Source organism: Paenibacillus sp. FSL M7-0420 (assembly GCF_038002345.1).
In the GTDB taxonomy this organism is placed as follows: Bacteria; Bacillota; Bacilli; order Paenibacillales; family Paenibacillaceae; genus Paenibacillus_AQ.
The window spans coordinates 1569617-1595904 of sequence record NZ_JBBOCJ010000001.1; the positions used below are offsets into that span (position 1 = coordinate 1569617).

General features: G+C 54.2%; 24 protein-coding genes. 14 read left to right on the top strand and 10 right to left on the bottom strand.

Annotated features, from left to right (window positions below; all coding sequences use genetic code 11):
• Window positions 1-4: 4 nt before the first annotated feature.
• From MKX51_RS06730 to MKX51_RS06750, 5 genes are read left to right on the top strand one after another with little or no spacing between them, the layout of a single operon-like run.
• On the top strand, window positions 5-595 hold the full coding sequence (locus MKX51_RS06730; protein ID WP_036725703.1) for a nicotinate-nucleotide adenylyltransferase: 591 nt from the start codon (window positions 5-7) through the stop codon (window positions 593-595).
• On the top strand, window positions 579-1157 hold the full coding sequence (gene yqeK, locus MKX51_RS06735; RefSeq protein ID WP_036725702.1) for a bis(5'-nucleosyl)-tetraphosphatase (symmetrical) YqeK: 579 nt from the start codon (window positions 579-581) through the stop codon (window positions 1155-1157). Before MKX51_RS06730 ends, yqeK begins: the two co-directional genes overlap by 17 nt.
• Window positions 1154-1501: a ribosome silencing factor gene (rsfS, locus tag MKX51_RS06740; RefSeq protein WP_340942849.1), complete on the top strand. Its 348-nt coding sequence runs from the start codon at window positions 1154-1156 to the stop codon at window positions 1499-1501. The genes yqeK and rsfS overlap by 4 nt, the downstream gene beginning before the upstream one ends.
• Window positions 1498-2421 (top strand): CvfB family protein, encoded by a 924-nt coding sequence (locus tag MKX51_RS06745; protein ID WP_340991703.1) that lies wholly within the window; start codon window positions 1498-1500, stop codon window positions 2419-2421. Before rsfS ends, MKX51_RS06745 begins: the two co-directional genes overlap by 4 nt.
• Before the next feature lie 22 nt (window positions 2422-2443).
• The gene (locus MKX51_RS06750; RefSeq protein ID WP_340991704.1) at window positions 2444-3214 is read left to right on the top strand and encodes a class I SAM-dependent DNA methyltransferase; all 771 of its coding nucleotides are present in this window, start codon (window positions 2444-2446) and stop codon (window positions 3212-3214) included.
• A gap of 701 nt (window positions 3215-3915) precedes the next feature.
• Here MKX51_RS06750 and MKX51_RS06755 read toward each other — a convergent pair.
• Window positions 3916-4074: a hypothetical protein gene (locus MKX51_RS06755; RefSeq protein WP_036725695.1), complete on the bottom strand. Its 159-nt coding sequence runs from the start codon at window positions 4072-4074 to the stop codon at window positions 3916-3918.
• Window positions 4075-4192: 118 nt separating this feature from the next.
• Entirely contained in the window at window positions 4193-5152 is a 960-nt protein-coding gene (locus MKX51_RS06760) for an ArsR/SmtB family transcription factor (protein WP_036725693.1), read from the bottom strand.
• A gap of 461 nt (window positions 5153-5613) precedes the next feature.
• Between MKX51_RS06760 and MKX51_RS06765 the strand changes: the two genes are divergently transcribed.
• The 5 genes from MKX51_RS06765 to MKX51_RS06785 all read left to right on the top strand — a co-directional run bounded on the left by MKX51_RS06765 (window position 5614) and on the right by MKX51_RS06785 (window position 10442).
• On the top strand, window positions 5614-7011 hold the full coding sequence (locus tag MKX51_RS06765; RefSeq protein WP_036725692.1) for an ABC transporter substrate-binding protein: 1398 nt from the start codon (window positions 5614-5616) through the stop codon (window positions 7009-7011).
• Between the two features lie 106 nt (window positions 7012-7117).
• Window positions 7118-8008, top strand: a complete 891-nt coding sequence (locus MKX51_RS06770; RefSeq protein ID WP_036725691.1) for a carbohydrate ABC transporter permease — start codon at window positions 7118-7120, stop codon at window positions 8006-8008.
• A gap of 24 nt (window positions 8009-8032) precedes the next feature.
• Window positions 8033-8869: a carbohydrate ABC transporter permease gene (locus MKX51_RS06775; protein ID WP_445321988.1), complete on the top strand. Its 837-nt coding sequence runs from the start codon at window positions 8033-8035 to the stop codon at window positions 8867-8869.
• A 73-nt stretch (window positions 8870-8942) separates the two neighbouring features.
• A complete protein-coding gene (locus MKX51_RS06780; RefSeq protein ID WP_340991706.1) occupies window positions 8943-9905 on the top strand; it encodes a glycoside hydrolase family 43 protein in 963 nt (320 codons plus the stop codon).
• Between the two features lie 165 nt (window positions 9906-10070).
• Window positions 10071-10442, top strand: coding sequence for a hypothetical protein (locus tag MKX51_RS06785; RefSeq protein ID WP_340991707.1), 372 nt, complete (start codon window positions 10071-10073; stop codon window positions 10440-10442).
• Here the strand turns inward: MKX51_RS06785 and MKX51_RS06790 are convergent.
• The 5 genes from MKX51_RS06790 to MKX51_RS06810 all read right to left on the bottom strand — a co-directional run bounded on the left by MKX51_RS06790 (window position 10428) and on the right by MKX51_RS06810 (window position 16777).
• Window positions 10428-11750 (bottom strand): DUF4179 domain-containing protein, encoded by a 1323-nt coding sequence (locus MKX51_RS06790; RefSeq protein WP_340991709.1) that lies wholly within the window; start codon window positions 11748-11750, stop codon window positions 10428-10430. The two genes, MKX51_RS06785 and MKX51_RS06790, sit on opposite strands and share 15 nt — an antisense overlap.
• Entirely contained in the window at window positions 11689-12285 is a 597-nt protein-coding gene (locus MKX51_RS06795) for a sigma-70 family RNA polymerase sigma factor (RefSeq protein WP_340991710.1), read from the bottom strand. Before MKX51_RS06795 ends, MKX51_RS06790 begins: the two co-directional genes overlap by 62 nt.
• A gap of 158 nt (window positions 12286-12443) precedes the next feature.
• Window positions 12444-13298, bottom strand: a complete 855-nt coding sequence (locus tag MKX51_RS06800; protein ID WP_340991711.1) for an AraC family transcriptional regulator — start codon at window positions 13296-13298, stop codon at window positions 12444-12446.
• Window positions 13299-13428: 130 nt separating this feature from the next.
• Window positions 13429-16026 (bottom strand): beta-L-arabinofuranosidase domain-containing protein, encoded by a 2598-nt coding sequence (locus tag MKX51_RS06805; protein WP_340991712.1) that lies wholly within the window; start codon window positions 16024-16026, stop codon window positions 13429-13431.
• Between the two features lie 223 nt (window positions 16027-16249).
• Complete coding sequence (locus MKX51_RS06810; RefSeq protein ID WP_340991714.1) at window positions 16250-16777, bottom strand: hypothetical protein; 528 nt, start codon at window positions 16775-16777, stop codon at window positions 16250-16252.
• A 278-nt stretch (window positions 16778-17055) separates the two neighbouring features.
• On the opposite strand from MKX51_RS06810, the gene MKX51_RS06815 reads away from it, so the two are divergent.
• Entirely contained in the window at window positions 17056-18456 is a 1401-nt protein-coding gene (locus MKX51_RS06815; RefSeq protein ID WP_340991716.1) for a transcriptional regulator, read from the top strand.
• On the opposite strand, the gene MKX51_RS06820 is transcribed toward MKX51_RS06815, so the two are convergent.
• Both MKX51_RS06820 and MKX51_RS06825 read right to left on the bottom strand, forming a co-directional pair.
• Entirely contained in the window at window positions 18364-18828 is a 465-nt protein-coding gene (locus MKX51_RS06820) for a hypothetical protein (protein WP_340991718.1), read from the bottom strand. The two genes, MKX51_RS06815 and MKX51_RS06820, sit on opposite strands and share 93 nt — an antisense overlap.
• Window positions 18829-19079: 251 nt before the next feature.
• On the bottom strand, window positions 19080-20054 hold the full coding sequence (locus MKX51_RS06825; protein ID WP_340991720.1) for an aldo/keto reductase family protein: 975 nt from the start codon (window positions 20052-20054) through the stop codon (window positions 19080-19082).
• 297 nt (window positions 20055-20351) lie between these two features.
• Here MKX51_RS06825 and MKX51_RS06830 point away from each other — a divergent pair, with 297 nt between their 5' ends.
• The 3 genes from MKX51_RS06830 to MKX51_RS06840 are packed head-to-tail and all read left to right on the top strand — an operon-like array spanning window position 20352 to window position 24563.
• Window positions 20352-22118, top strand: a complete 1767-nt coding sequence (locus MKX51_RS06830; protein WP_340991721.1) for a cache domain-containing sensor histidine kinase — start codon at window positions 20352-20354, stop codon at window positions 22116-22118.
• On the top strand, window positions 22105-23736 hold the full coding sequence (locus tag MKX51_RS06835) for a response regulator (protein ID WP_340991722.1): 1632 nt from the start codon (window positions 22105-22107) through the stop codon (window positions 23734-23736). The genes MKX51_RS06830 and MKX51_RS06835 overlap by 14 nt, the downstream gene beginning before the upstream one ends.
• The gene (locus MKX51_RS06840; RefSeq protein WP_340991723.1) at window positions 23733-24563 is read left to right on the top strand and encodes an AraC family transcriptional regulator; all 831 of its coding nucleotides are present in this window, start codon (window positions 23733-23735) and stop codon (window positions 24561-24563) included. The genes MKX51_RS06835 and MKX51_RS06840 overlap by 4 nt, the downstream gene beginning before the upstream one ends.
• Here MKX51_RS06840 and MKX51_RS06845 read toward each other — a convergent pair.
• Window positions 24550-26058, bottom strand: coding sequence for an FAD-dependent oxidoreductase (locus MKX51_RS06845; protein ID WP_340991725.1), 1509 nt, complete (start codon window positions 26056-26058; stop codon window positions 24550-24552). The genes MKX51_RS06840 and MKX51_RS06845 overlap by 14 nt on opposite strands.
• Window positions 26059-26288: the final 230 nt, after the last annotated feature.

Genomic DNA, 26288 nt, shown 5'->3' on the forward strand with positions numbered 1-26288 from the left:
CCTCTTGAGAGTAGGCATAATGGGAGGGACCTTCGATCCTCTGCATATCGGCCATATGATGGCCGCTGAGACGGCGCGCGAGAGCTACGGTCTGCAGGAGGTCTGGTTCATGCCTTCGCATATTCCGCCTCATAAGCATGAGGCCGGGGCAACCGGTGAAGAGCGGCTGGCAATGGTGGAGGGAGCGGTGAAGAATCACCCTTCCTTTGGCATTCTTGACTGGGAAATCGTGCGGGGCGGAGTATCCTATACGCTGGAGACGGTGATTAGTCTGCAGGAGGAATATCCGCAGCATGAGTTCTTTTTCATCGTGGGTGCGGATATGGTTCAGTATCTGCCCAAGTGGCAGGGGATCGAAGAGCTGGTGCAGCGGCTGACCTTCATCGGTGTCGGACGTCCGGGCACTCCGCTGGATCTGGGACTGCTGCCGGAGTTCATTGCCGGTAAAGTGCTGCTGGCGGATATGCCGCTGGTCGATCTCTCCTCCACCATGCTCAGAGCCCGGGCCGCCGAAGGAAAGTCGATCCGCTATATGGTTCCGGATGCTGTATATGAATATGTTCAAAGGAGTGGATTGTATGGAGTACAGCCGTGAAGCGCTGATTGAGGCGGTATCCGGCCAGATGCCGGACAAACGCTGGAAGCATACACTCGGTGTGATGGAGTCTGCTGTGAAGCTGGCGCAGCGGTATGGCGCTGACCCGCAGCGGGCCGAGACCGCTGCCATCCTGCATGATGTGGCCAAATATTGGCCGGTGGAACGGATGCGGGAGATCATTGAACAGAATGGATTATCCGCTGAGCTTTTGAAATATGACAAGCAGCTATGGCATGCTGAGGTTGGTGCTTATACCGCCGAGCATGATTATGGCATTACGGATTCGGAGGTACTGGATGCGATCCGTTACCATACCTCGGGCCGGGAGAACATGAGTCTGCTGGAGCGGATCGTCTGTCTGGCTGATTATATTGAGCCTGGACGGGACTTCCCCGGTGTGGAGGAGATCCGCAGGCTATCGAAGGTCAGCCTGGAGGAAGGGCTGATTGCCGGACTGGATTCCACTATACGAGTGCTGCTGGAGAAGCGCCGGGTCGTATTTCCGCTTACGGTGCTGGCGCGCAACGATTTAGTTAGAACATTGGAGGATAAACTATGAGTGTACAATCAAACAAGCTGTTTGAGCTGGCGTTACACGCCGTTCAGGATAAAAAAGCAATGAACGTGGTGGCTCTCGATCTGCGTAGTGTGTCGCCGATCAGCGATTATTTCATCATCTGCCACGGTAATTCCGATACCCAGGTTCAGGCGATCGCCACTGAGGTGCGCAAGGTAGTCCATGAAGCAGGCGGGGTAATCAAAGGCATCGAGGGGATGGATGCGGCACGCTGGGTACTGATGGACCTTGGCGATGTGATTGTCCATGTCTTCCACCGCGATGAGCGTGAATATTACAATATTGAGCGTCTGTGGTCGGATGCCAAGGTCGTGGAGACGGTATGAGTCTGATTGCAGGAACTACGGTTACGCTTGAAGTGATGCGGGAGGTATCCCCTTACGGATACTTCCTGAGCGCGGGCGACCAGGATATTATGCTTCATTACACCGAGCTTGTGGGCAGTAAGCCGAAGATCGGCGACAAGGTGGAGGTCTTCCTCTTCTTCGATACCGAGGACCGTCCTGCGGCGACGATGAAGAAGCCGTATCTGACGCTTGGCGAGATGGCGCTGCTGGAAGTGGCGGATATCCATCCGCGGCTGGGCTGCTTCCTGGAGATGGGGCTTGGACGGCAGCTGCTGCTGCCGCTCAGCGAGCTTCCCGAGCTGGTGGAGCTGCGTCCGCAGATTGGCGACAAGGTCTTCGCAATTATGGAGCATGACAAGCAGGGACGTCTCCGTGCCAAGCTGGCCGGAGAGCAGGAGCTTGCGCCGCTGGCCTTGCCTGCACCGGAATCGTGGCAGGGGCAGACGGTCACAGCCCGGGTATATAAGCCGCTGCAGATGGGCACCTTCGTGCTTGTAGATGCCAGTGTGCTCGGCTTCGGCATCATCGGAATGGTCCACTCCTCTGAACGCGTTCGCTTGCTGCGTCTGGGTGAAGTGATTGAAGCGCGCGTGGCCCATATCCGTGAGGATGGCCGCGTCAACCTCAGCATGGGCCACCGCAAGGAAGTGGGCCGTGATGTGGATTCGGCGGCTCTGCTAGATTTTCTGGCTTCCCGTCCGGGCGGCGGAATGCCATATTCGGATGCTACGCCTCCCGATATTATCAAGCAGCGCTTCGGCATCAGCAAATCAGCCTTCAAGCGCGCGCTTGGCAAGCTGATGAAGGAAGGGCTGGTTGTCCAGAAGGAGAACTGGACCTATCTGGCTTCCCGCGAAGAGGAGCAGGCCGGACCGGACAGCGATTCTGACAACCAATAGTATAGAGAAAGCGGTGTACGCAGTGTCTTCCTATGGCAAATTTGCTTATGTATACGATGCGCTTATGGCGGATATGCCGTATCCGGATTGGCTGGCCTTTGCCGAGACGGCATGGGGCAAATACGGCAAGCCGCGCACGGTAGCCGAGCTCGGCTGTGGTACCGGCAGCCTGACGATTCCGCTGGCGGGGGCAGGGTATCACATGACGGGGATTGATCTTTCTTCGGACATGCTGTCCGTTGCTCAGCGGAAGCTGGAGCAGCAGCCGCAGGGACGGCGCTTTTTGCGCGAGGGCAGTGTGCAGTGGGTTCAGCAGAACATGAAGGAATGGGAGCTGCCGGAGCCGGTGGATTCCGTGATTTCCTTCTGCGACTGCCTGAATTATGTGCTGGAGGAGCAGGACATCCGCAAGGTATTCTCCTGCACGTATGACGGGCTTAAACCGGGCGGGACCTTCCTGTTCGATGTGCATCATCCGAACACGCTGATCCGCTATGAGGAAGAGCAGCCCTTCGTACTGGATGAGCTGGATGTATCCTACATCTGGACCTGTGAGCTGGATGTGCCGCGCCGGGAGATTGAGCATCACCTGTCCATCTTCGCCCGCGAGGAGGGCCGCTCAGACACGTACCGGCGCTTCGAAGAGACTCATACCCAGCGTGCCTATGACCCGGAGTGGATGAAGCAGGAGCTGCTTGCCGCCGGATTCAGCGAGGTGTCGGTGTATGCGGACTTCGAGTGGGTGGCGGCAGATGATTCGGCGCAGCGGCTGTTCTATGTGGCTGTGAAATGAAGCTGCTACAGAGTTGAACTTGAAGCGTAATCGTCACTGCGGAGAACATTTGGACTTACGGCCGCTGTTGTCTGCAGATTTCATGATTTAATACCGCTGTTCGCGGTAGAAATCCGCAGACAAAGGCGGACGCTACCGCTCCTACAGTTCCAAATTTCCCCTCCGTTCCTTTTTGCTTCTCGTTAAATTCTTTAGAGCTTCATATATGGTTGAGGTAGTATGGAGGTCCTTACCCGAAATTGGGTAAGGGCCTTCTTTGATCTTGATATGGACCAAATGTATGCGGAAAACCGAACACAATCGGCGCTGCTTAGGTGCATAGACCAAATGTATGCGAAAAACAGCATACAATCGGCGCTGCTGAGGTACATGGACCAAATGTATGTGAAAAACAGCATACAATCGGCGCTACTGGGTCACATGGACCAAATGTATGTGAAAAACAGCATACAATGGGCGCTGCTGAGGTACATGGACAAAATGTATGTGGAAAACAGCATACAATCGGCGCAACTGAGGCCGCGTGGAGCAAATGTATGTGGAAAACAGCATACAATCGGAGCAATGTGCTGGTGCGAGGGCGAGTGAGGCAGATGTACAAGTACCATCTGTACAAAAGGACGCATCAGCCGTTCTAATCTGCATGGCATAGCAAACCGGGCCGTATCTTCAGATACGGCCCGGCCATCTTCCAAGCAGGCTTACCGGTGTTCGAACAAATCGATGGTGCCGAGTACAATATGCGCCAGACCAAATCCAAGAATGCCGGTTGCCGCGATCTTATATCTGCTCCCCAGAAAAGCTGCACTCGAAGCAGTAACTACGGTCCCCAGTACGGCGGGTATCATCCCTTCACGCATTCGAAACACTCCCTCACGGTAGTTTGAAAGACATTCGTTAGTGTGGGTTAAGGCCCGGACAATTATACTTCGAGTTTATGCCAGCGGCGGCAGGGAAGCGGCTGTCTGTTATAAACGGTCAATCTGCCACTCCTGCTGTGGTCACCCGGCCGGAAGGGTCTTCGACCTCATGCACATTGTAGAGCACGCGCGCCAGCAGATCCTGGCTGTAATTGCCGAAATGCTTGCCGTAGATCGTCAAGCCGCGCTTGTTCACCGGTTTGTCGGTGACGGCAATGCGGAAGGTCAGCTCGCTTTTGTAATCCAGCTTGATGTCGTCAAGGGTAATGTCTGAGATGCGGCAGCCGTCAATGAAGCTGCCCTCCTGATTGATGCGGATCAGCTTCAGCATGCCGTACTGGTTGAGGTGGGGAGGCCACCAGTCCGGGTTGAAGGTGCCGCGCGCATCGCCGAAGTCACCGGGGCTGGTCCAGAAGCCGATCTCGATGCCGTTCACATAGAAATACAGATCCGAGGGATAATTGTCGCTGAACCCGGGAGCCTCGGAGCCGATCTCCATGGAGAACTGGATTTCCCTGAAGGTCTGGTTGGCTTTGAGATAGTTAGGGATGCGGTACTCCAGGAAGCCTTCGGCCATCCAGATGATCTCGGAGTCGATCCGCTGGGGATCGGCGAAGTAACGCGGCTCGTCGAAGTCCCCGATAATGCTGTCCTTGGTGGCCAGTCCGCAGGTGGGAACAGCCTGATAATTACTGTAATGGCCCACCTGAATCTCGACCTCGTACAGATTATCGACATCCTTGCTGCGCAGATCCACCATCAGCTTATCTTTATTCAGGTAGCAGACCTTCTGAATTCCGTGCTTGCCTACGGCCGTATTAATCTCAATTAAGCCGCTCTCCTCCAGCTTCTTGATATGCATGGTAATGGCCCCGTTGCTGAGATTCAGCTTCTTGGCAATTTCGTTGAGATTCAGGGCCTGATTGGTCGCCAGCAGCTCAAGAATCTGGATGCGGATTTCTGAGCTGAGCGCCTTGAAGATATCAATCCCGCTCATCAGATCTTTAATATAAATCATATTTAGAGTACCTTCTTCCACTGAGGTCATGAGAATCGAAACTATTTTATAAAATTATAAACTAACCGACCCTAAAAGGAAAGTATTCTGCCTTTATTTGTAGAAACCGATTAAATTTAAGCTAAAAGTAAAAGTTAAAGGCTGTTTGTTTTATATAATTATGAATACTTAATGCGCGGTTAAGTCAATATTAAATGATTTTTTTCAGTAAAAAGACAATAAATAACGTTTAGTTTGAATGTATTTAAAAAGATTTAAACTTTTATATTTACACTCCACTTTATATATGCTATTTTATACCTGTAAGCGAATACATTCAATTGAATTTCAATTATTTAATTAAAGAGTGAAACATAATGCGTCATGCGGTAGCTTGAACTAACAGAGCCGGTGAGGTTCCCTAGTTCTTCTATATAGATTGTATCAATCGAATTGCTCAGCAAATCCTAGGAGGGGTTACAGTGTTAAAGAAAAAGGGCTGGTTCACACTGCTGTCGTTGGTTCTGATGGTATCGGTTGTACTTACAGGCTGCGGCGGGAAGAACAATGCATCGTCCGGGGGCAATAGCGGAAGCGAAGCTACGGCGAATGCCGGCAGCAAGGATTCCAAGGAAACCAAGAATCTCACCTTTATGTTCCGCGGGGGAACCGATGAGCAGAAGGCCTATGAGGGTGTTGTGAAAAAATATGAAGCCGATCATCCGAACGTCAAGGTTAAGATCGTTGTGACTGCGGCGGATCAATATGCGACCAAGCTGAAAGCCTCTATTACGGGGAACAGCGTTCCGGACGTTTTCTATTTTGAATCCGGTGACCTGAAGGCTTATGTGAACAGCGGCGTGCTGCTGGACCTGACCAGCTATGTGGAGAAGAACCCTAACATTGACTTGAATAACATCTGGAAATATGGCGTGGATCTGTACCGTTACGACGGCACCATGGCCGGGCAAGGCAATCTGTACGGGATGCCTAAGGATGTAGGCCCTTTTGCACTCGGCTATAACAAGACCATGTTCGAAGCTGCGGGTATCCCGCTGCCGGACAAAGACAAACCGTACACCTGGGATGAATTCATCAAAGTCGCTCAGCAGCTGACGATTGACAAGGACGGGGACGGCAAGCTGGATCAATTCGGCGCAGGCTTCAACGTACAGTGGGCCTTGCCTTCCTTCGTCTGGAGCAACGGGGCGGACTGGCTGGATGCGACCAAGACCAAGGTTACGATTGATGATCCGAAATTCATCGAAGCCCTGCAATTTTTCACTGACATGCAGCTTAAATACGGCATTACGCCGTCCACAGAACAAGCACAGACTCTGGATACCTACCAGCGCTGGATGAAAGGTGAAATGGCCTTCTTCCCTGTAGGTCCGTGGGATATGAGCACTTACGAGAAGCTTCCCTTCGATTATGACCTGATTCCATATCCTGCCGGCTCCACAGGCAAATCCGCCACATGGACCGGCTCACTCGGCATCGGTGCTTCCGCCAAAACCAAGCATCCCGATGAAGCCGTGGATCTGATCAACTATCTGACGGCCTCCAAGGAGGGAATGGAAGCGCTGGTGAAGGCTAAGGTGCAAATTCCGAACCTGATGGATATGGCTAAGGAATGGGCTGCTGATACTACGACCAAACCGGCGAACAAGGAAGAATTCCTCCAGGTCGTGAATGAATACGGACGGGTGCTGCCTGGCCACTACACGTACAATGCTGAATGGTATAACCTGTTCTACACGGACATCCAGCCGGTGCTTGACGGCAAGGTTACCCCGGAGGAATATGTGAAGACGGAACAGCCGAAGATGCAGAAGCTGCTGGATAAAGCGGTTGAGCAAGAGGCGAAATCCAAGAAATAAGCGGTACACATCGTTCTTATCCAGCATACCAAGTGATGTCCGGTCTCCTGTAACAGCGGGCCGGCATCACTTTGTTGCTGGACCATCCGAATTTGAGGTGATTCTAATGAACACTAAGCTGGGTCTGTACCGCAAGGAGAAAATCTACGGGTTTCTGTTTATCCTGCCTCCGCTGCTGGGACTGCTGATCTTTACGCTGTACCCGATGATTTATTCGATCTATGGCTCATTCACGGATTGGGATGGTCTCGGCCAGATGAACTTCATCGGCCTCGGCAACTTCAAGGATCTGTGGTCGGATGAGCTGTTCCATAAGGCCTTATTCAATACCTTGTTCATGATGCTTGGCATTCCGATCGGCATTACGCTGGCGCTGCTGCTGGCGCTTGGGCTGAACCGGGGGGTGCCCGGGACTACAGCGTTCCGGGTCATCTATTATGTTCCGGTCATTTCTTCTCTGGCCGCAGTATCGATCATGTGGAACTGGGCCTATAACGGTGATTATGGTCTCGTCAACCAGTTCCTTGATCTCTTCGGAATCAGCGGGCCGAACTGGATGGCGAATAAATATACGGTCAAGCCGGCGCTGATCATTATGGCGGTATGGAAGGGCCTCGGTTATACGATGCTGCTCTATCTGGCGGCGCTGCAGAGTGTCTCCAGATCTTATTATGAAGCGGCGGAGCTGGACGGAGCCAGCGGCTTCAAGTCCTTTTGGCATATCACCTGGCCGATGGTGCGCCCGGTAACCTTTTTCATCATCGTGACCAACATTATTGGAGGATCGCAAATTTTTACCGAGATGAACATTATGACCCCTACAGGCGGGCCTGAATATGCTTCAGCCTCCGTGGTGTTCTACATTTGGCAAAAGGCCTTCGGCAACTTCCAGATGGGCTATGCCTCTGCTATGGCGGTATTCCTCGGCGTGTTCATATTTGTTGTGACTCTTATCCAATTCCGAATGAACGAGAAGCAATCGTTCGATGTCGATTAACTGAAGAGGGAGGAGACCATAAATATGACGAGCAGAAGAAGAGTTACCCATAGCATTATCTTTGTTCTACTTTTAATCGGCGCGGTGTTCATGATCGGCCCGCTGCTCTGGATGCTGTCCACCTCATTCAAGGATAAGCAGGATGTGTTCGCCTTGCCTCCGGTGTGGATTCCGCGGCCGTTCCATTTCGATAAATACAGTGAGATCTGGACGGCGGGTCCGCTGCTAAGCGGGATCAGGAACAGCTTGATCATCGCGGTGACGGTGACGATTGTAGGTACGTTCACCTCCAGCCTTGCGGCGTTTTCCTTTGCTAAATTGCGGTTTCCGGGTAAAAATAAAATATTCCTGCTGATGCTGTCATCCCTGATGATTCCGTATCCGGCAGTCATGATTCCGCAGTTCTTCATGTTCTCGAAGCTGGGCTGGATTGATACGCTGCTGCCGCTGATCGTGCCGGGCCTGTTCGGCAATATCGTCATGATCTTCTTCCTGCGGCAGTATCTGAGCAGTGTGCCCAATGCCATTATCGAAGCGGCCAAAATCGACGGAAGTTCGTACTTCCGCCTGTACAGCTCGATCACCTTCCCGCTGATCAAGCCGGCGGTGGCAGCGCAGCTGATCCTGTGGTTCATGGGTATCTGGAACGACTACCTGTCTCCGATTATCTATCTGAATTCACCGGAGAAGCAGACGCTCCAGCTGGTTATCGCCAACTTCAATGCGACCTATGCGATCCAGACGGACTATCCGCTGATTATGGCGGCTTCGATTATTGCCCTGCTGCCGATGCTGATTATCTTCCTTGTATTCCAAAAGCAAATCATTGAATCTGTTGCCATCTCCGGAGTGAAGGGCTGACCCTTCCTTCGGAATACCGAATTACCGGCTGAGCACCGCCAGCCACCAGTTCAAGGCCAAAGGAGAAACCATAATGAATACAAATAGAGAGTACACTAACCCGCTTGTCGAACAGCGTGCAGATCCCTGGGTATACAAGCATACCGACGGTTATTACTATTTCACCGCTTCCGTGCCGGAATATGACCGGATTGAAGTACGCAGAGCGTTAACGATTGAGGGGCTTCGGGAAGCACAGCCGGTAGTCGCCTGGCGCAAATATGAGAGCGGCCCGCTCAGCGCCAATATCTGGGCACCCGAAATCCATTATATTGATAGCAAATGGTATATTTACTTCGCGGCGGCCCGCACCACGGAGACGAAGGAAGGGCTGTTCGACCACCGGATGTACGCCCTGGAGAATACTTCAGCGAACCCGCTGGAAGGAGAGTGGACCGAGAAGGGGCAGGTGAGAACCGCCTGGGAATCCTTCGCCCTGGACGCTACGGTGTTCGAGCATAAGGGCGTGCATTACTATGTATGGGCGCAAAAGGACCCCGAGATTGACGGCAACTCCAATCTGTATATCTCAGCCATGGAGAACGGCTGGACGCTCAAGGGTCCGCAGACAATGATCTCTTCGCCGGAGTATCCTTGGGAGGTCATCGGCTTCAAGGTAAACGAGGGGGCTGCCGTGCTGAAGCGGGGCGGCCGGATCTTCGTGAGCTTCTCGGCCAGCGCCACCGATCACAACTATTGTATGGGGCTGCTCACTGCATCGGAGGACAGCGATCTGCTGGACGCCTCATCCTGGGCCAAGCATCCCGAACCGGTGTTCCAGACCAGTGAGGAGAACGGGCAGTACGGCCCGGGACATAACAGCTTTACGGTGGACGAGCACGGCGGGGATGTTCTGATCTACCATGCCCGCAGCTATAAGGAGATCACCGGAGACCCGCTCTACGACCCGAACCGCCACACCCGTGCGCAGCACCTGCGCTGGAACGCGGACGGCACGCCGGATTTCGGCGTGCCTGTGAGGGATGGCGCGAAGTAGGGCAGAGTTCAGTCGGGAAGAGAGTGGGGTAGCACGCAGAACTGCGGAGTTCCGTTGAAGGCCGCTCCGAGGGTTGGCTACCGGCTGCATAGAGTGAAATGCAAAGAGTCCCGCAACCCTTTGGAGGGGAGCGGGACTCTTTGTGCTGAGCCTCTGAATTAGCCAATGGTCTGGTGGCAGAGCGCCCTGGTACGGCAGCTGCCGTTGCATTTTATGCAGGATTTCCGCACAGGCCGCTCTTATTGGGCTACATTGTTGCATTTTATGCAGGATTTTTCTGAATTTGTTGCTGTCTGTGGCACATTGTTGCACTTTATGCAGGAATTCCAGCAGTTTGGTGCTGATTTAAGTTGTAATGTTGCATTGTGTGCAGGATTTCCGCACGGGCCGCTCTTATTGGGCTACATTGTTGCATTTAGTGCAGGATTTTCTCATAGGCCGGTTCTATTGAGCCGCATTGTTGTATTCCGTGCAGGATTGTCGTGCTGGCTGGTCGCCGTGCTTTATTCTGCACTAACCCCCTTATTTGTCCCCTAGAGGAACCGGAACAGTCTGTCTATAGAACTTAATATAGTGGAAGCCATCCATCATCAGGAATTCCGGCTTCTCCGTGGTCTGGAAGGAATATGTGCGTTCCCACAGGATATTGCCGTTCTTGAGATCCCACGGGCGGGAATCGGATATCGAACTGACGGGAACGGCGGCTCCTCCGGCTTGAACAGCCAAAGTATCCTTATCCAGCATAGTGAACTGCTTCCCGGCAATCACGATAGCATAGCCGTCAGCAGTCCTGGCGACACTGCGAATCCAGAGCTTCTCCTCGCCGACCAGAACCGACCGGTCCGAAGGCGAGGCCAGAGAGATCGGCTCTTCAACGTTCTGATATCCGCTGAAATTATCCAGTACAAGTTCAACACTCTGCGGCTTGTCTGTCGGCAGCACATCGTATTCTATGATAAATTCCGGGGCTCCCTTTTTACTGGAATTCGTACCCCGCATCGACCGGAAATCAACCTCAGTCCCATTCACATATAGTTTGGTTACAGCAGAGAATCTTGGATTTTCGCCATTATCCATCTTATAATGTCCCTTTACGATAGTTGACGTAGGAGAAGCCGTAATCGTGTCATAGAAGACGGTTCCCTGATCCACCGGTACAGCCTGGTCAATATCTGCGACGAGCAGGCTTTTCATGGCAAGGTTCGGGTCATATTTGAAGGAGATAGGATAGTGTGCCACTTTCCCGTTCTCCAACAGCTCGCTGAAGGTAACGGTCAATGTTCTGGAGAAGGGGCTGGCCGGCTCGAATTTGTATACTCCTTCGAAGCGGCTACTGTCCTTGTTGCCGCCGCCGCTCCCCCCCAGGGGATCTGAATCCGTCATGAACCCTTCCAGTTTATCTACTCCGTAACGGAGTGAATAGTTGCCGTCAGGGAAGTCGCCGGTATATATACTGCCTGAAGACGGATCAATACTGTAATACATCGTCAAGGCGTTGTCGTCTGCAATTACCCCGTTAATGGTAATCACCGTTCCGTCACCTAATGTTTTGCTTTTATTGACGCTTTGACCGTATCCGTGGTCCGCCAATTCAGAAAAGGCCATGGTATTCAGCTCAGTCTGACTGAACAGCTTCCCCCCGTAATAGGCCAGCGCAGGATACTGATAGACGCCCACTGTCAGTAACATGGCTGCTGCGGCTGTGGCGACCCAGGACCGTGCCCGTCCAGCCCGTGATTTCCGTCTAACCGGAGCCTGCTCCAGCGCCTTCCGCAATCTGCCTTCAAGTTCTGACGGCGTCTTGATCTGCTGATGTTTCTGTAATCTCTCCTCGATCGTTCTCATAACGGTCACCTCCAATCATAGCTTTTAGTTTCTGTATCCCCTGCGAAATTCTGGACTTGATCGTGCCGACCGGCGCTTCGGTGATATCGGCAATGGTCTGATACGGCAGATCGTGGACATAACGCAGCTCAATCGCCTCCCGCTGCCGGGGATTCAGCTGAGCGAGCAGAACGGACAGATCCATTTCAGACTCGGTATCGCGGTACGGGTTAGTTGCAGTCCATGCCTCCATTGCAGGCTCCGGCGCCTCGTCCTCCTCCAGGGGAACGAACCGGTTCTGGTTGCGGAGGACCGTTTTGCAGCGGTTAACCAGAATGGTTTTGCTCCAGCTGTAGAAGGCCTCGCTCTTCTTCAGTTGCGCAAGCTTCTCATAGAGCGTGACGATCATGTCCTCCATTACATCCATCGCGTCATGCTCATTCCTCATATAGCTATAGGCAAGACGGTAATAAGCGTCCTGTTCGGCTAGGATCAGTTCTAATAATGCTTCTTTGTTGCCGCGCTGTGCGGCTCTGACAAGACGGCTTATATTCATGTGCTCACCCCTTTCACAGATAAGAGTGCGTAGCCGCCCGGAAAGTTCATTATGCTCTCAAAAAAATATCCACAGCCTATTCCAGAGAAATTCTTAGTCTCTGGAATAGGCTGTGGAGGGAGCGAGGAAGAGGCAGGAGCTGGCGGATGCTCTCACGCTCATTCGTAGAACAGCAGGCGCTTGGCATAAGCGTTGCGGAACTCGGTGGGAGTGAGGCCGACAATTTTTTTGAACGATTTCATGAAATTATGGCAATCCTTATAGCCAAGCTGCAGTGAGACTTCGCTGACATTCTGGTTGGTGTCGGTCAGCAGGAATTTCGCCAGCTCCATCTTCTGCTGCAGAATATATTGCTTCAGGGAGATCCCGGAGATGACGGTGAACAGATGGGAGAGATACTTCTCGTTATAGCCGAAATAGGCGGCGATCTGCGATACCTTAATATGCTCGCTGCGGCTCCATTTAATGTAGTCCACAATATCGTGGTAGAGCTGCTCCTGCTTCGTTCTTTTGAACGGATCGGCATCGGTTGGCAGGGTCTGGTTGTACAGCTCGCACAGAATAACGGTAGACATATAGTTGCCCAGCACCGTCTGATTGTAGCTCCGCACCGAGTCCTGGAGCTGCTTCATCATGACGATGATTTTCTCGACATTCCGCAGGGTTCCGTATTGGGGCAGGTGAATAACGTATTCTTCCTTGTCGCCGTTTGACGGAGGGGGGGCCGCAGTCTGACTACCGTTCGCAGCATGAAAATGCAGCCAATAAAAGCTACAGTCCGAAGACTTGTACCCGTATTGTCTGGTAAGCGGAGGCAGGAGCAGGAACTCGCCTTTGGAGACCACGAACTGCTCGTTGTCACCCGCCAGATAGAGCACGCCTTCGGTCATAACAATCAGCTCATAATCCTGTAAAATCCGGCTTAAGTGAATCCACTCCGCCGAGGGGGCCACGAATTTGCCGGTCATCTCCAGATGTACCGGCTTATCTACCAGCAGTGTGAATGCAGTCATGTTATCATCCCCCTCGGTGTGGAAATAGTCTTATCCTATTACCATATCAAATAAGGGCTATCTTGCATACAGCAGAAGCTGCATCCGAGATAACCCTTGTGTGGAACAGTGTGTTGCATTATGCCAATGGTTATTCTTTCACAATCTGAAGCTTATATTCCTGCACGGTGACATGATCCTCCGCCTTGACCGTGAGCTTCACCTCAGTGCGGCTATGCGGCAGCTTGATCTCGCGCGGGAGTGAATCCTCGATCAGAATCCCGTCTGCATAGACCAGGGCATTGTGATGGTGTGGTGTAACGTTCAGTTGTACCTGGCTTGCCGCTTGCGGAACGCTCAGGCTATACGTGGTTATGCCGCTGCTGAAGGAGGTAGACAGCGTTCCTTCACTGAAGGCAAGCTGGCGCAGTCCGGCATTGTGATCATAACCGGTCATCATGCGCAGCAGGTCGAAGATGCCATTTTCCTTCTCAGGAACCACGAATTTGACTTCCACCTCAGTCTTGCCGCCAATTGCTTCAGCAGGAATCAGATAACTCCGCTCGTAGAAGCTGCGGGCTTCATCCGTATGCAGCACCTCGCTCGCAATCAGCTCCCCGTCTACATAAATCGCTATTTTCTTACCATTATTTCCTGAGAAATAAGTGACCGAGAGGTAGTTGTCCGTGCGCGGTGCCACCTTCATCCGGTAGCTGAACCAGCCGCCGTTCTCCGCTTTGCGGATGTTATATCCGTCCCAGGTGGCTACAGAGGTGTTCTCTCCCTCAATGCCATGCTCCAGCTCATACTGGTCATTGCCGACAGGCAGGCTGTCCAGTGTAGCGTCCTGCACACGCTGCCGGATTTTGCCCTGTAAAATATGCTTCTGCAGCTCAGCCGAATCCGCCTCCACCAGACGCCAGTAGATGCCGTAACGCTCACTATGCTGCTTATAATGCGGGGTGAAGACCAGCCGCTGATCCTCATCCGTTCCCCGCAGCGCAAAGGCCAGTTCTTCCTGCTCCAGCCGGACTACACGGTCCGCAAGCTGCTCCAGCCACTCCTGCGGGCTCTCGTTCACCGTCGTGATGAAGTCCTTCACCAGCATGTTGCGGGTCGGCACACTGACAGCAACCCCTGTAGCGGATACGGACAGGTCGCTGTCGCCCAGAGCGGCGCTCAGCACCACCGGCCCATACTTGAACGCGACCACCTGGCGGGCATCCGGCAGGCTGAAGTGCGTCAGCTTCACCGGCAGCTTGAGCTGAAGCATGTCGCCGTCTTCCCATACTCTGCTAGTCACGATGTAATTTCCGCTGACCGCTGAGTTCACAGGCTGCCCGTTCAATAGAAGCTCAGGTTCTCCGGCCAGCCAATCCGGCAGACGAAGCTTCAGCGTGGTGGACTGAGCCTGAGGCTGCATCACTGAGATCTTGAACTCTACAGTATCACTATAAGGCAGATTGGCCGACTGGATCAGCATCAGGCCGTGCGCGGCAGAATCCAGGGTAGAGCTAAGGTACTGGTTGACCACTATGCTGTCCGCATCGTAGAAATACAGGCTGTCATTCAGCTTGGTGAAGCTCTCCATGCCGGTTCCCGTACAGCACCAGAAATGCTCGAACGGCGAGCTGTACACCTTGAAATACCCGGTAGCCATAGGCTGGAAATACATCGTCATCCCGGTAAGCGGGTGCTGTGAGGACACAATAGCATTCAGATACGTGTTCTCGTAGAAGTCGGCGTAACGGGTATCTCCCGTGAGTTTGAACAGCTCGCGGGTCAGCTTGAGCATATTGTAGGTGTTGCAGGTCTCCGCTGTGAAGTTGGAGCGTTCCCGGTCCAGCATATCCGGATCACCGAAGTGCTCCCATTCGCTGTTCCCTCCGGTGATGTAGCTGTGATGATGGACAACCATCTCCCAGAACTGCACCGCCGCTTCCAGATAAAAGGCTTCACTCTCCCCAAGTGTCCGGTAACGGTTCAGCGCACCGAGGAATTTCGGAATCGTGGTATTAGCGTGCTTGCCCTTGAGAATATCCCTGCCCTCATGGACAGGAGTGAAGAGAGTCAGCTCGTCGAAGCTGTGTGCGGCGCTTAAATGGCCTGCTTTTCCGGTGATTCTGTACAGGTCGTAGAGGCAGTCATTCATCCCGCCGTATTCCACCGATAATACACGCTGATGGACCTCTTCAGACCAGGAGGCTGTGCGGCGGTATACCCAGTCCCCGAGCTTATCCGCCAGGGCATAGGCCGTCTTGCTGCCGGTGGCAGAGTAGGACGCTGTGAGTCCGGCGATGATTTTGTGCATCGTATACCAGGGGACCCAGGCCGGCTGCTTGTTCTCCACATGATCGAAAAGGCGTTCCTCGAACGCGGAGAGGTAACCGCTCTCATGCTGGCACAGGGCCAGCTCTTCCAGGAGATAGTTCAGCCTGAGCGCCAGCCCGTCATCCCGCGTACAGGCATAGGCCTGGGACAGCGCCGACAGATAGTGGCCCAGCGTGTGTCCGCGGATCTCTGTGTTCTCCCAGCCGGGATATTTGTCGGCACGCTTCGGCAGTCCCCGGTTCTCGCGGAAGCCCGCCAGCAGACGGTCTGGATCATAGCTGGTCAGATAATCAATCTCCTTGGCAAAGGCGTTCGCGATATACGGATCGGACACACGGACCTGGTCCATGCGGTATTCCTCGTACAAAGGCTTACCCTGAATCGGGGCCGCAAGCGGCTGATGGGGTGTAATTGTCATTTTGTATCCTCATTCCTATAGGTTCTGTAGGGTTACTGCTGGATGAATATCCTACATTTAAGCTTATAGATAAAGGGCTGGTGGGTAAATAGTGATTGGATTGAATATGTGTGAAAAGGTTAGATTGGTGGGGGGAGACGCAAAAAAAGCCACAACCGCTGCTGGGCAACAGGCTGTGGCTTAAGGTTTGTGAAAGGTAAGGGATTAAGGAGGTAGCAGCTCCTTATGGAGTGTACTGCTGCACGATCGATACAATCTGGTTATCCTGAATCGTGAGGTGATAAGGCGAACCGCTTAGATCGAATATATCCGTCTTGGCGAATTCATGAATGAACTGCTTCAGCGTGAGCGATTCGTTCCAGTTAATGTCCAGGTCTTCGAGCTTGCCGGTGCGGTCATAGATCTGCATGATGACCTTGGCATCCGGGGCTACCGTATAAGTGGTCAGCGTGTCGCTGTCGTTCACGATATAGTAACCGTCCGGGGCACCGCCGATTTCGGCTGCGGATTCCGGCTCCCGCTGGGCGAAGACCGCGTCGGCTGCTGCGCCTTCATACCATTCGATTTCATCTCCGGTGAGCGTCGTCTGACCGTTATGGTTCTCTAAGGAATGTATATACACTGTCAGATGCTGGGCCAACCCCTCGCTCTTGGCATCTGCGGTTTTGATGGTTGTGCTCGCCGTAGTCACGAGGGAAAGAAACAACAGGACCAGTACAGGAAGCAGGTAGACGTTTTTGTTTTTTAACATTATGAATTTCCCCCTTGGCGTAATCTTACACGGCATAAGTCTACACTCTTTATTTACCCTGCCGGAATATTCTCAAACTTGTTTATACCCTAATAAACGTTAGTCCAGCAGAAATGTTGCAAAAGATTTTTTAACTGGGTATATATAACAAATATTCCGTCTTTGTCAACCTCTTTTGAACCGTTCAAACCAGATTGACCTGCCTAATTAAGGGATTTATGATATAGGAATATCTGGATTTTTACTAGAATATCTGGTTCTTGAGGGGCGGTATTGGTTTGCAACAGCACACTACAATTCAAACAGAACTGGCTGCTTTTCTTAGAAAAGAAGGCCAGACAATCAATCAGTTCGCAGGAATCTCCGGTGTCAATTCGGGAACGCTCAGCAGCATTATTAATGGTAACCGTCCTATTGCCATGCAGCAGCTGGACCGGATTACCGCCGGAATGGGGCTTCCTGAAGGAGCATTTTATGAGTTATATATAGATGAATGTGTCGTACATTCCGCACCCGACTGGCGTCGGCTGGGACCCTTCCTGCACCGCTGTGCGGAGCTGGACAAGCTGGAGTGTATCCGGCAGGTGGTTCAAATCATCATGGACAATATTACATATGCCCCGCTCCTGTTCGATACGGCGGAGGAATTCTACGGGCAAGGCAAGCTTCAGGCAGCGGCTCTGCTGTATGAAGGGGTAGCCGACACTGAGAAATATCAGCATTCGGAGCGGCTGGCCCTGTGTCAGTACCGGCTGTTCACGATCCGGATCGGCCAGAGCCCGGAGGCGGATTTCCGTGCGGCGACCCGGTTTGAATATTTTGTAGAGCGCCTGGAGGAAATAGACCAGTTGGAAGCGCTTCGGCAGCTGGCAGATATCTATATTGCTCTACAGCACTGGGAGAAGGCCAGACTACTGGCAGAGGAGCTGCGTCATAAGACATCTATCCAGTACGAAATCAGATTCTACAAAACGAAAAAGAAGAAGGAGCTGAGGCAGGCGCCCAGACCACTTTGCTTCTATATATTGTATGCTTACTGGCTGCAATCCAAGGTATGCGAGGAATCCGGTGAATATGAGCGGGCGCTGGAATATGTGGGCCTTTACACTGAAATGAGCTGGATTGTCGAGGAATCGGAAGAGGTTCAGCAGATCCGGGCGCAGTTCAGCAGGCTGGGGACAGTCTACAAGTCTCTATACCGTCTAATGTGCGGTGAGCTTGAGGCTCTTCCCGAGGTGATGGAATCTATCGGCACCTCCGGGCTTGGACTGCTGGACGGGCTGCTTAAGACAGTTCAAGCGGCTAACCGTTATGGCTGGGAAGTGGACGGGCTTATCAGCCGCTTCCAGCCGCTGCTCACACCGGAGGGAGCAGCCTTCGGGCAAGCCGAAGGAACTCCGGGCAGGGAGACGCCGGAGCAATATCCGGTACTGCTCTATGAGCTGGCGCTGTACTCTCTCAAAGCAGAGAAGATCGAGCAGGGGATACGTTATATCTTCGGTAGCCTGGAGGCTTCCGCCGCACTTGGCAGCATAGCCTGTGTGATCCGCTGTGTAAGATTATTCGAGCAATTCCGGCCGCATGCTTCAGCAGAAGACCAGGATCGGTATAAGCAGCTTATTAATAGGGTGCAGGTTGCTCATGCAGAGCAGACGGTTAAGACACAAGACCAGTTGTAGTATGCCATAGTTCGTATGCAAGGAAGCCCCTTCCGGGATGGAGGGGGCTTCCTTGCATGGACCGAATGTATGCGGAAAACCGATTACATTGCGCCGGGTGGTGGTGTGCGGGCGTAATGTAATCGAAAAACCGATCACATTACGCCGGGCGGTGGTGTGCGGGCGTAATGTAATCGAAAAACCGATTACATTGCGCCGGGTGGTGGCGTGCGGGCCGAATGTAATCGAAAAACCGATTACATTACGCTGGGTGGTGGCGTGCGGTCCGAATGTAATCGAAAAACCGACTACATTGCGCCGGGTGGTGGCGTGCGGTCCGAATGTAATCGAAAAACCGATCACATTGCGCCGGGTGGTGGTGTGCGGGCGCAATGTAATCGAAAAACCGATTACATTGCGCCGGGTGGTGGTGTGCGGGCCGAATGTAATCGAAAAACCGATTACATTGCGCTGGGTGCTTTGCGGTCCGCAATGTAATCGAAAAACCGATTACATGACGCCAGCCGCCACACCATCTCGCCCTCACCACGCTCGGCCCCACCACGCCCCGTCCCCACCACGCTCGGCCCCACCACGCCCCGTCCCCACCACGCCCTTGCCCTACCCTCCAACTCGCCCCGGCCCTATCGCGCCGGTGCGAAGCCGGCGACCTCGCTGAGGATCGCATCGATCGCCTTCAGCGTATCCGGCTGAAGCACGACTTCCACAGCCTGCGCGTTCTCCCGCACCTGCTCGGGTCTGCTGGCGCCGATCAGCGCCGAGCTTACGCCGGGCTGGCGCAGTACCCAGGCCAGGGCAAGCTGGGAGAGCTTCAGGTCCAGCTCTCCGGCAAGCGCATCCAGCTTGCCAACAACCTCCAGCACATCATCCCGCAGGTAGCTGCGGATGACGCCGTTCACGGAAGCATCCGCGCCGCGCGTACCGGCCGGGGGCTGTTGGCCCGGCTTGTATTTGCCGGTCAGAATGCCCTGGGCCAGCGGGGAGAAGACCACTTGTCCCAGACCTTCCTGCGCCGATACTTCCAGCACCTCGTCCTCGATATACCGCTCGAACATGTTATAGATCGGCTGATTGGCGGCGAGCGGCCGCAGGTTCAGTCTGCGGCTGATGCCAGCCGCCTGCGAGATCTGGGCGGCGCTCCATTCGCTGACGGCGGAGTAGAGGATTTTCCCCTGGGCGGTAAGGTCATCAAGGGCGCGAAGCGTCTCCTCCACAGGGGTCTCCCGGTCGAAGCGGTGGCAGAAGTACACATCGATATAATCCGTGCCCAGCCGGCGCAGGCTGGCTTCGCATTGCTCCATAATATGCTTGCGCGATAACCCGCGGTCATTCACCCCGTCCCCCATCGGAAAATACACCTTGGTACTCAGGACGTAATCGGACCGATTGTACGCGCGGAGTGCAGCACCCATGGCTTTCTCACCTTCGCCTCGGTTGTAGGCATTGGCCGTATCGAAGAAATTGATACCGCATTCAAAAGCAGCGGCAATACACTCATCCGCCGCCTTCTGCTCGGCAGCCGTGCCGTATGTAAGCCAGCTCCCCAGGCCAATCTCGCTAACCTTAAGTCCGGTGTTGCCCAGTCTTCTGTATTTCATATTATATTCATTCCTTCCATAGAAGATTATGATGAAGAACGATCCCGTCTATCGTATCATATCCGCCGCGTCAAGCGAATGCACACCGGGTTATTCCCCCTTTTGCTGGAGGGCGTGCACGTTTTCCTTGTAGATAAGCCTGTACATATGTCAGCACATACGTCAGCGCATATGTCTGTACATACGGTAGATCCATCGTCCGCATACGGTGAATCTACTTTTTCATCTGCTGTGTATTGTCGGAGCGGACGTTCAGGTGACATAATCGAAGAGCAGAGCATCTGCACACAGGAAGGCGTGAAGGACTTGAACTATTTCCGGAAGCAATCATTCAGCAGCAAACTAAAAACCGCATTCTTGGCCGTGATCCTCCTCTCCGTACTGATGACCGGGGGATTGTCGTATTCCATCTCGGCGGCGACTCTGGAGAAGAATGCGCTGAAGCTTACCCAGGATAACGTTGTCAAATCGGCGCAGATTATCGACGAGAAGCTGAACAAGCTGATGCTGATTATGATGACCTTTATGATCAGCCAGCCCTTTCACGATATGATGAGGGATGTCGTCACCGGGGACACGGGCCGGTATTATACTCACCTGAATGATCTTGATAACGTTTTCTCACAGGCGCGGATTGCGGAGCCGCTGATCCATTCGATCTATGTGTCCACGCCGATCGGGGAGTTCTACCCTTCCTCGATGAACCGGAACCGTCTGACGGAGTTCAAGGATACCTTACTATATGAGCGGATCGAACAGGAGAAGAAGAATACATGGGTGGAAGGCCATGAGGACATGCTCTTCTCCGGGAAGGAACGGGTGATTTCACTGATTCTGGAGCCTATCTTTGATACAGCGGTCCGCGGGGTCTATATTATCGTCAACATCCGTGAAGACGGCTTCCGCAAGCTGGTGAGCGGGGACACCGGCGGAGGGGCGCGCAGCTTCCTGCTGAACGCGGCAGGCAGTCCCGTCTATTCTGTGAAGGACCCGCTCGTTCTGCAGGCGGTGGAGGGCAGTGATCTGACCGGAATGATCAGCAGCAGCCGGGATCTCAGCAATACCTTCAAGCTGGGAGGCGAATCGTATCTGCTGAACTATGCCCATCTGGGCATTGCCGATTGGACGATGACCACGATTCAGTCCAAGGCCGGCGTGCTGAAGGATATGATCTACGTGAAATGGCTGCTCGTGGTGGTAGCCCTCTTCGCCTTCACGGTTACAATGATGGTATCAGGAGCCTTTACCCGTTATCTGCTGCGTCCGCTGCAAGGTCTGATGAAGGTGATGAGGCGGGTGGAAAGCAATGATCTGACTGCCAGATTCGAGAGCGGGAGCGGGGACGAGCTGGCCCAGGTCGGGATGCGGTTCAACCAGATGCTGGAGCAGATCGTAGTGCTGATCGGAGAGGTCACACAGGCGCAGACCAATAAGCGCTCGGCAGAGATCAAGGCCTTGTCGGCGCAGATGGACCCCCATTTCCTGTACAACACGCTGAATACGATCTACTGGAAGCTCAATCTGCAGCAGGTGAAGCAGTCGCAGAGCATGGTCATGTCGCTGTCCCGGCTGTTCCAGCTCGGGCTGAACAAGGGGCAGGAGATTACTACGCTGTCTAAGGAACTGGAGCATGTCCGCATGTATCTGGAGCTGCAATGCAGCTGCTATGAAGGGTTATTCCGTTATGAGATCTTTGTCGAGGATGAAGCGCTGGTTACCCTCCCGATTCCGCGCATTCTGCTGCAGCCGCTGGTCGAGAACAGCATTCTGCATGGCTTCCGCAACCGGGAGAGCGGGGGGCAGATCGATATCGAAGTCTTCGATGAGGGAGCACGCTGGTGTCTTAAGGTCAGTGACAATGGAGCTGGTATGGACGAGGAGGCGGTCCGTGCGCTGTTCCGGCGGGAATCGGAGAAGGGCTATGCCGTATCCAATCTGATCCGCAGGCTGCAGCTCTACTATGGGGACAGTGCAGCATTACGGGTGGACAGCGGCCTTGGCCGGGGGACGGCGGTTATCATATCTTTACCCAAACGGGAGGAGCATCAGGATGGACGATCATAGTGTAACCCTGTGTATCATTGATGATATTAAAAGCGTCGTGGAAGGCCTGACCTGCATGAATTGGGCGGAACACGGCATCCGGGTGGCAGGAACGGCGGCTAACGGTGAGGATGGGCTGGACCTGATCGCGAAGCAGCAGCCGGATCTGGTCATTACGGATATCCGTATGCCGAGGATGGACGGGCTGGCCATGCTGCGTGCCGTACTGGAATACCACCGGAACTGTAAAATCATTCTGGTCAGCGGGTATGCCGACTTTGAATATGCGCAGCAGGCGGTACAGCTCGGCGCGTTCGACTTCGTGGTCAAGCCGTTCACGGAAGAGGAGATTATGAAGGCGGTGCTGCGGGCGAAGTCGGAGATTATGGAGGCGCGTTCCAGACAGGATACCCTACGGGAGATGGAGAACAAGCTGCGGGAGAGTCTGCCGGTGCTGCGGCAGGAATATTTCGCTCTGCTGGTCAGCCACAGAACGTCGTGGGAGCAGGCGAAGGCGCGCTGGGAATTCTTAGGCATCGATCTGAACCCCAAGGGGTTCGTGGTGATGCTGCTGGAGATCGATCACTTTCAGGAGCGGGCAGCAGAGCTGTCTATCCACGAGGTGGAGCTGATCCGCTTCTCCCTGCTGAATATCACCCAGGAGACCATTGCCGGGCATACGCGCTGCGTGGTGTTCCGGGCCAAGCATAACCGCTATCTTGCGGTGATGAATGACTGTGGTCCGGCCAGTGCAGTGGAGATTGCCGAGCGCTGCTGCAAGAACATTGAACGGTATACCAAGTTCACGGTATCGGCCGGGGTCGGAGGCCGGGTGGAAGAGACCAGCGAGCTGCCGGATTCCTACCGCCAAGCGCACCGGGCGCTGGCTCACCATCTGTTCACCGGAGGCAATGCGGCCATTATGTATACAGATGTTCACCAGAACGGAAGCCAGGAGCCGCTGGCGCTGGAATACAAGGACGAGCTGCTGCTGGCGCTGCGCTCCGGCAATGTCAGCCGGACAGGCGCGATCCTCGCAGCGATCTCAGAATCGCTGCAGAATCTGAGCTCCGGGCACAATCCCGATTATTTGCTCGTTCTGTATGAGGAGCTGGCCGCATCAGCGATCCGCACCTTCTATGAGCTGGTTCCGTACGGGGAGATTCAGCCGCTGATCCAGCGGTTCCGGACGGTGCAGGGAACAGCGGGACTGCCGCTTGCCACTCTTCAGCGGCTGCTGCTGGAGCTGTGTACAGAAGGGGCCGCCCTGGTGCGCAGAAGCAGCTTGTCGGAAGGGCAGAAGGTGATCTATGAAGCGGTAGAGTATATCAAAGGCCGTTTGTCCGAGGACATCACGGTCGGGGAATGTGCGGCACATGTTCATCTCAGCCCCAGCTATTTCTCCAGCCTGTTCAAGAAGGTGAACGGAGTGACCGTTACCCAGTATATTACCGCAGAGCGTATTCACCGGGCCAAGCTGCTGCTGGTGGAAGGGGCGCAGGTGCAGGAGGTGGCTGCCGCTGTGGGGTATGAGGAGCGCAGATATTTCAGCGAGATGTTCAAGAAAATCACCGGCCAGACGCCGTCGGAATTCAGGGCGGGGTACCACCCGGACCGCCACGAGGAGTCCTACCCGTGACAGCGTCCGATCCGCAACGGTGCAGCGTCCTGTATGCCAATTACTTCACACACACGCAGCCTCACTCCGTTCAGTATCAGGACGGGTTATCCTTCTATCTCTTCAGACTTCAGATGGAAGGGACCTGTCGTGCGCTGGTAGGAGGAGTGTACGAGACGATCATCCCCGGCGATCTGCTGATCTATGCTCCGGATCAGCCGTACGAGCTGATCGTACAGCCCCGCAGCTATCCAGGTTCTGGCGGAGTTCAGCCCGCCTCGGATTATTTCCTGATCGCCAGCGGCGAGTGGCTGGACTCGTGGTGGCAGGACCGCAGGCTGCCGGCCCGGACGAATATCGGCTTCGATGATACGGTCATTACCCTATGGAAGCATATTGCCGGCGAGAAGAGGAAGGTGATGCGGCATCAGGAGGAGCTGCTGGATTATTTGCTTAGAACGTTCTGCCTGACGCTGGAGCAGGTGATCCAGGCACGGCGGCGCACCAAAGGGGCGGAGACTGCCTACAAGCTGAAGCAGTTCATTGACAATCATGCCCATGAACCGCTCAGCCTGGAGCAGATCTCCGCCTCCGTAGGGTTAAGCATCTCCCGTGCTTCCAGTCTGTTCAAAGTTGCTTTTGGCCAATCGCCATTCGCCTACTGCATTGATGTCAGGCTGAAGTCTGCCGAGCAGCAGGTGCTCTACAGTACACTCTCACTGGAGCAGGTTGCCGACAATACGGGCTTCCAGAGCTACGCCCATTTCTGCCGGATGTTCCGGGAACGGTATGGCGCTCCCCCGGGAGAGTACCGGCGCAGCTTCGGCTTCCGGTTCAATCCCGGGTGAGCCCGGTGGTGTAGAGCACCTGATTGGACGCAAGGAGTAAGGCTTGCAGCCGCTCATACTCCACATCCTGAACCACGCCGTCCGCCTCAAGCGCCAGTACAGCAGCGGCGGCCGCCGATTGTCCCAGAATCATGAAGACCGGCTCCATCCGGATGGAGCCGTAGGCCGCATGAGTGGCCGACAAGCATACCGGTACGATCAGGTTGGTGCATTCGCTGCGTTTCGGCACCATCGCCCGGTAGCTGATCGGATAAGGCTCGTCCAGCCGGATGTAGAATCCACCCTCTGTGCTGACATGCCCGTCTTCGTTCACATAGTATTGGGTATGGTGCGAGTCCATGGCGAAGGAGCCCATCCCGGCGGAATCCGGCACCGGGTGCTCCCGCCTTACATCATGCTCCGTCACCACATAATCTCCGCTCATTCTGCGGGATTCCCTGATGTAGAGCTGGGAAGGCCAGTGGCCGCTGTCCGTGAATTCATCGAGCGGCAGGCCCCACTGCTTATAGGCTTCCCGGATCTCCTCCGGCACCCGCAGATGGTTCTGGATCGTCCAGACATATCCCTGCTGGTAGATGCGGTGGGCCTCCCATATCTGTTCCCGCGCCGCATAATCCGCCTCTGGATAGCAGTGGTTCATCCCGTTGTAATCTGTTGATATACCGCTGTTGTTATTGGAATCGGTCTTGTCCGCAGTGACCCGGTTCAGCTTGAAGAAGCGTGAGCGCTGCCCCTGCTCAATGGCCCGGAACAGAATCTCATAATCGGCTTCGTGATAGCCCTCAGGCTTGCCGACCATCATCCGGTTGCCCGGATTGTCTGTCAGACACATACGGAAGTTATAGGCTTGCAGCTTGCGGTCCCCCTCGCCGGCATCGCCGCCGCGGCCCGCATTAACACGCGAGAGTAATCCGCTCGAAGGCACTCCTTTAATGACATAGGGGTCAATTCCCGGAGGGAGTTCGTTCAGTTCAGGTCCGGGCTGAATGCCGTTTAACGTCTCCCCGTACTGTGCGTTCGGCTCCCGGCCGACCACATAGGACACGCCGGAATGGCCCATCAGGTCTCCCTCGTAAGAGGCGTCAATGAACATTTTACCGTGATAGACCTTCCCGGATTCCATAGTAATGGAGGTGATTCTTGCGCCTTGCCGGGTTACCCCATTCTTAAGCTCCAGCCTTTCCCCGCAGACGACTTCAAGATGATGCTCCGCCACCCAGTCCTGCAGCACCTCAAGCGCAACCTTGGGCTCGAACAGCCAGCACGCCCCGTCCTGCGCATATTTCTGCGCAATCCGCTGGTAGAATTCCAGAGACAGGCCGCCGACTGCCTCTTTCATTCCCACATCCGTATCCCCCAGCCCTCCGGTGGTCATGCCGCCGATCCTCCGGCTCTGCTCGATAACTACCGCACTTTTCCCCATGATAGCTGCCTGGACAGCCGCTGTAATGCCTGCAGCCGTTCCGCCGTATATGACAAGATCATACTGTTTCATCCGGCTCATCTTCCTCCTTGGTAACGATTTTGCCTGCAAAAATGATTATAAGCCGCTGCCCGGACCCGCGTGAATGATGGATCTTCCTGATTCAATTGACGGATCTTACTGTTTTGCCCGGAAGGCCGGTTTCAGGGGAAAAGTCTTTTGAATTCGCGGATGGTCTATGATAAGTTGTTTGCTGAAAAACGGAATATGCCCCTGCTTCAGGAGGCAGACCAGGAGGAACT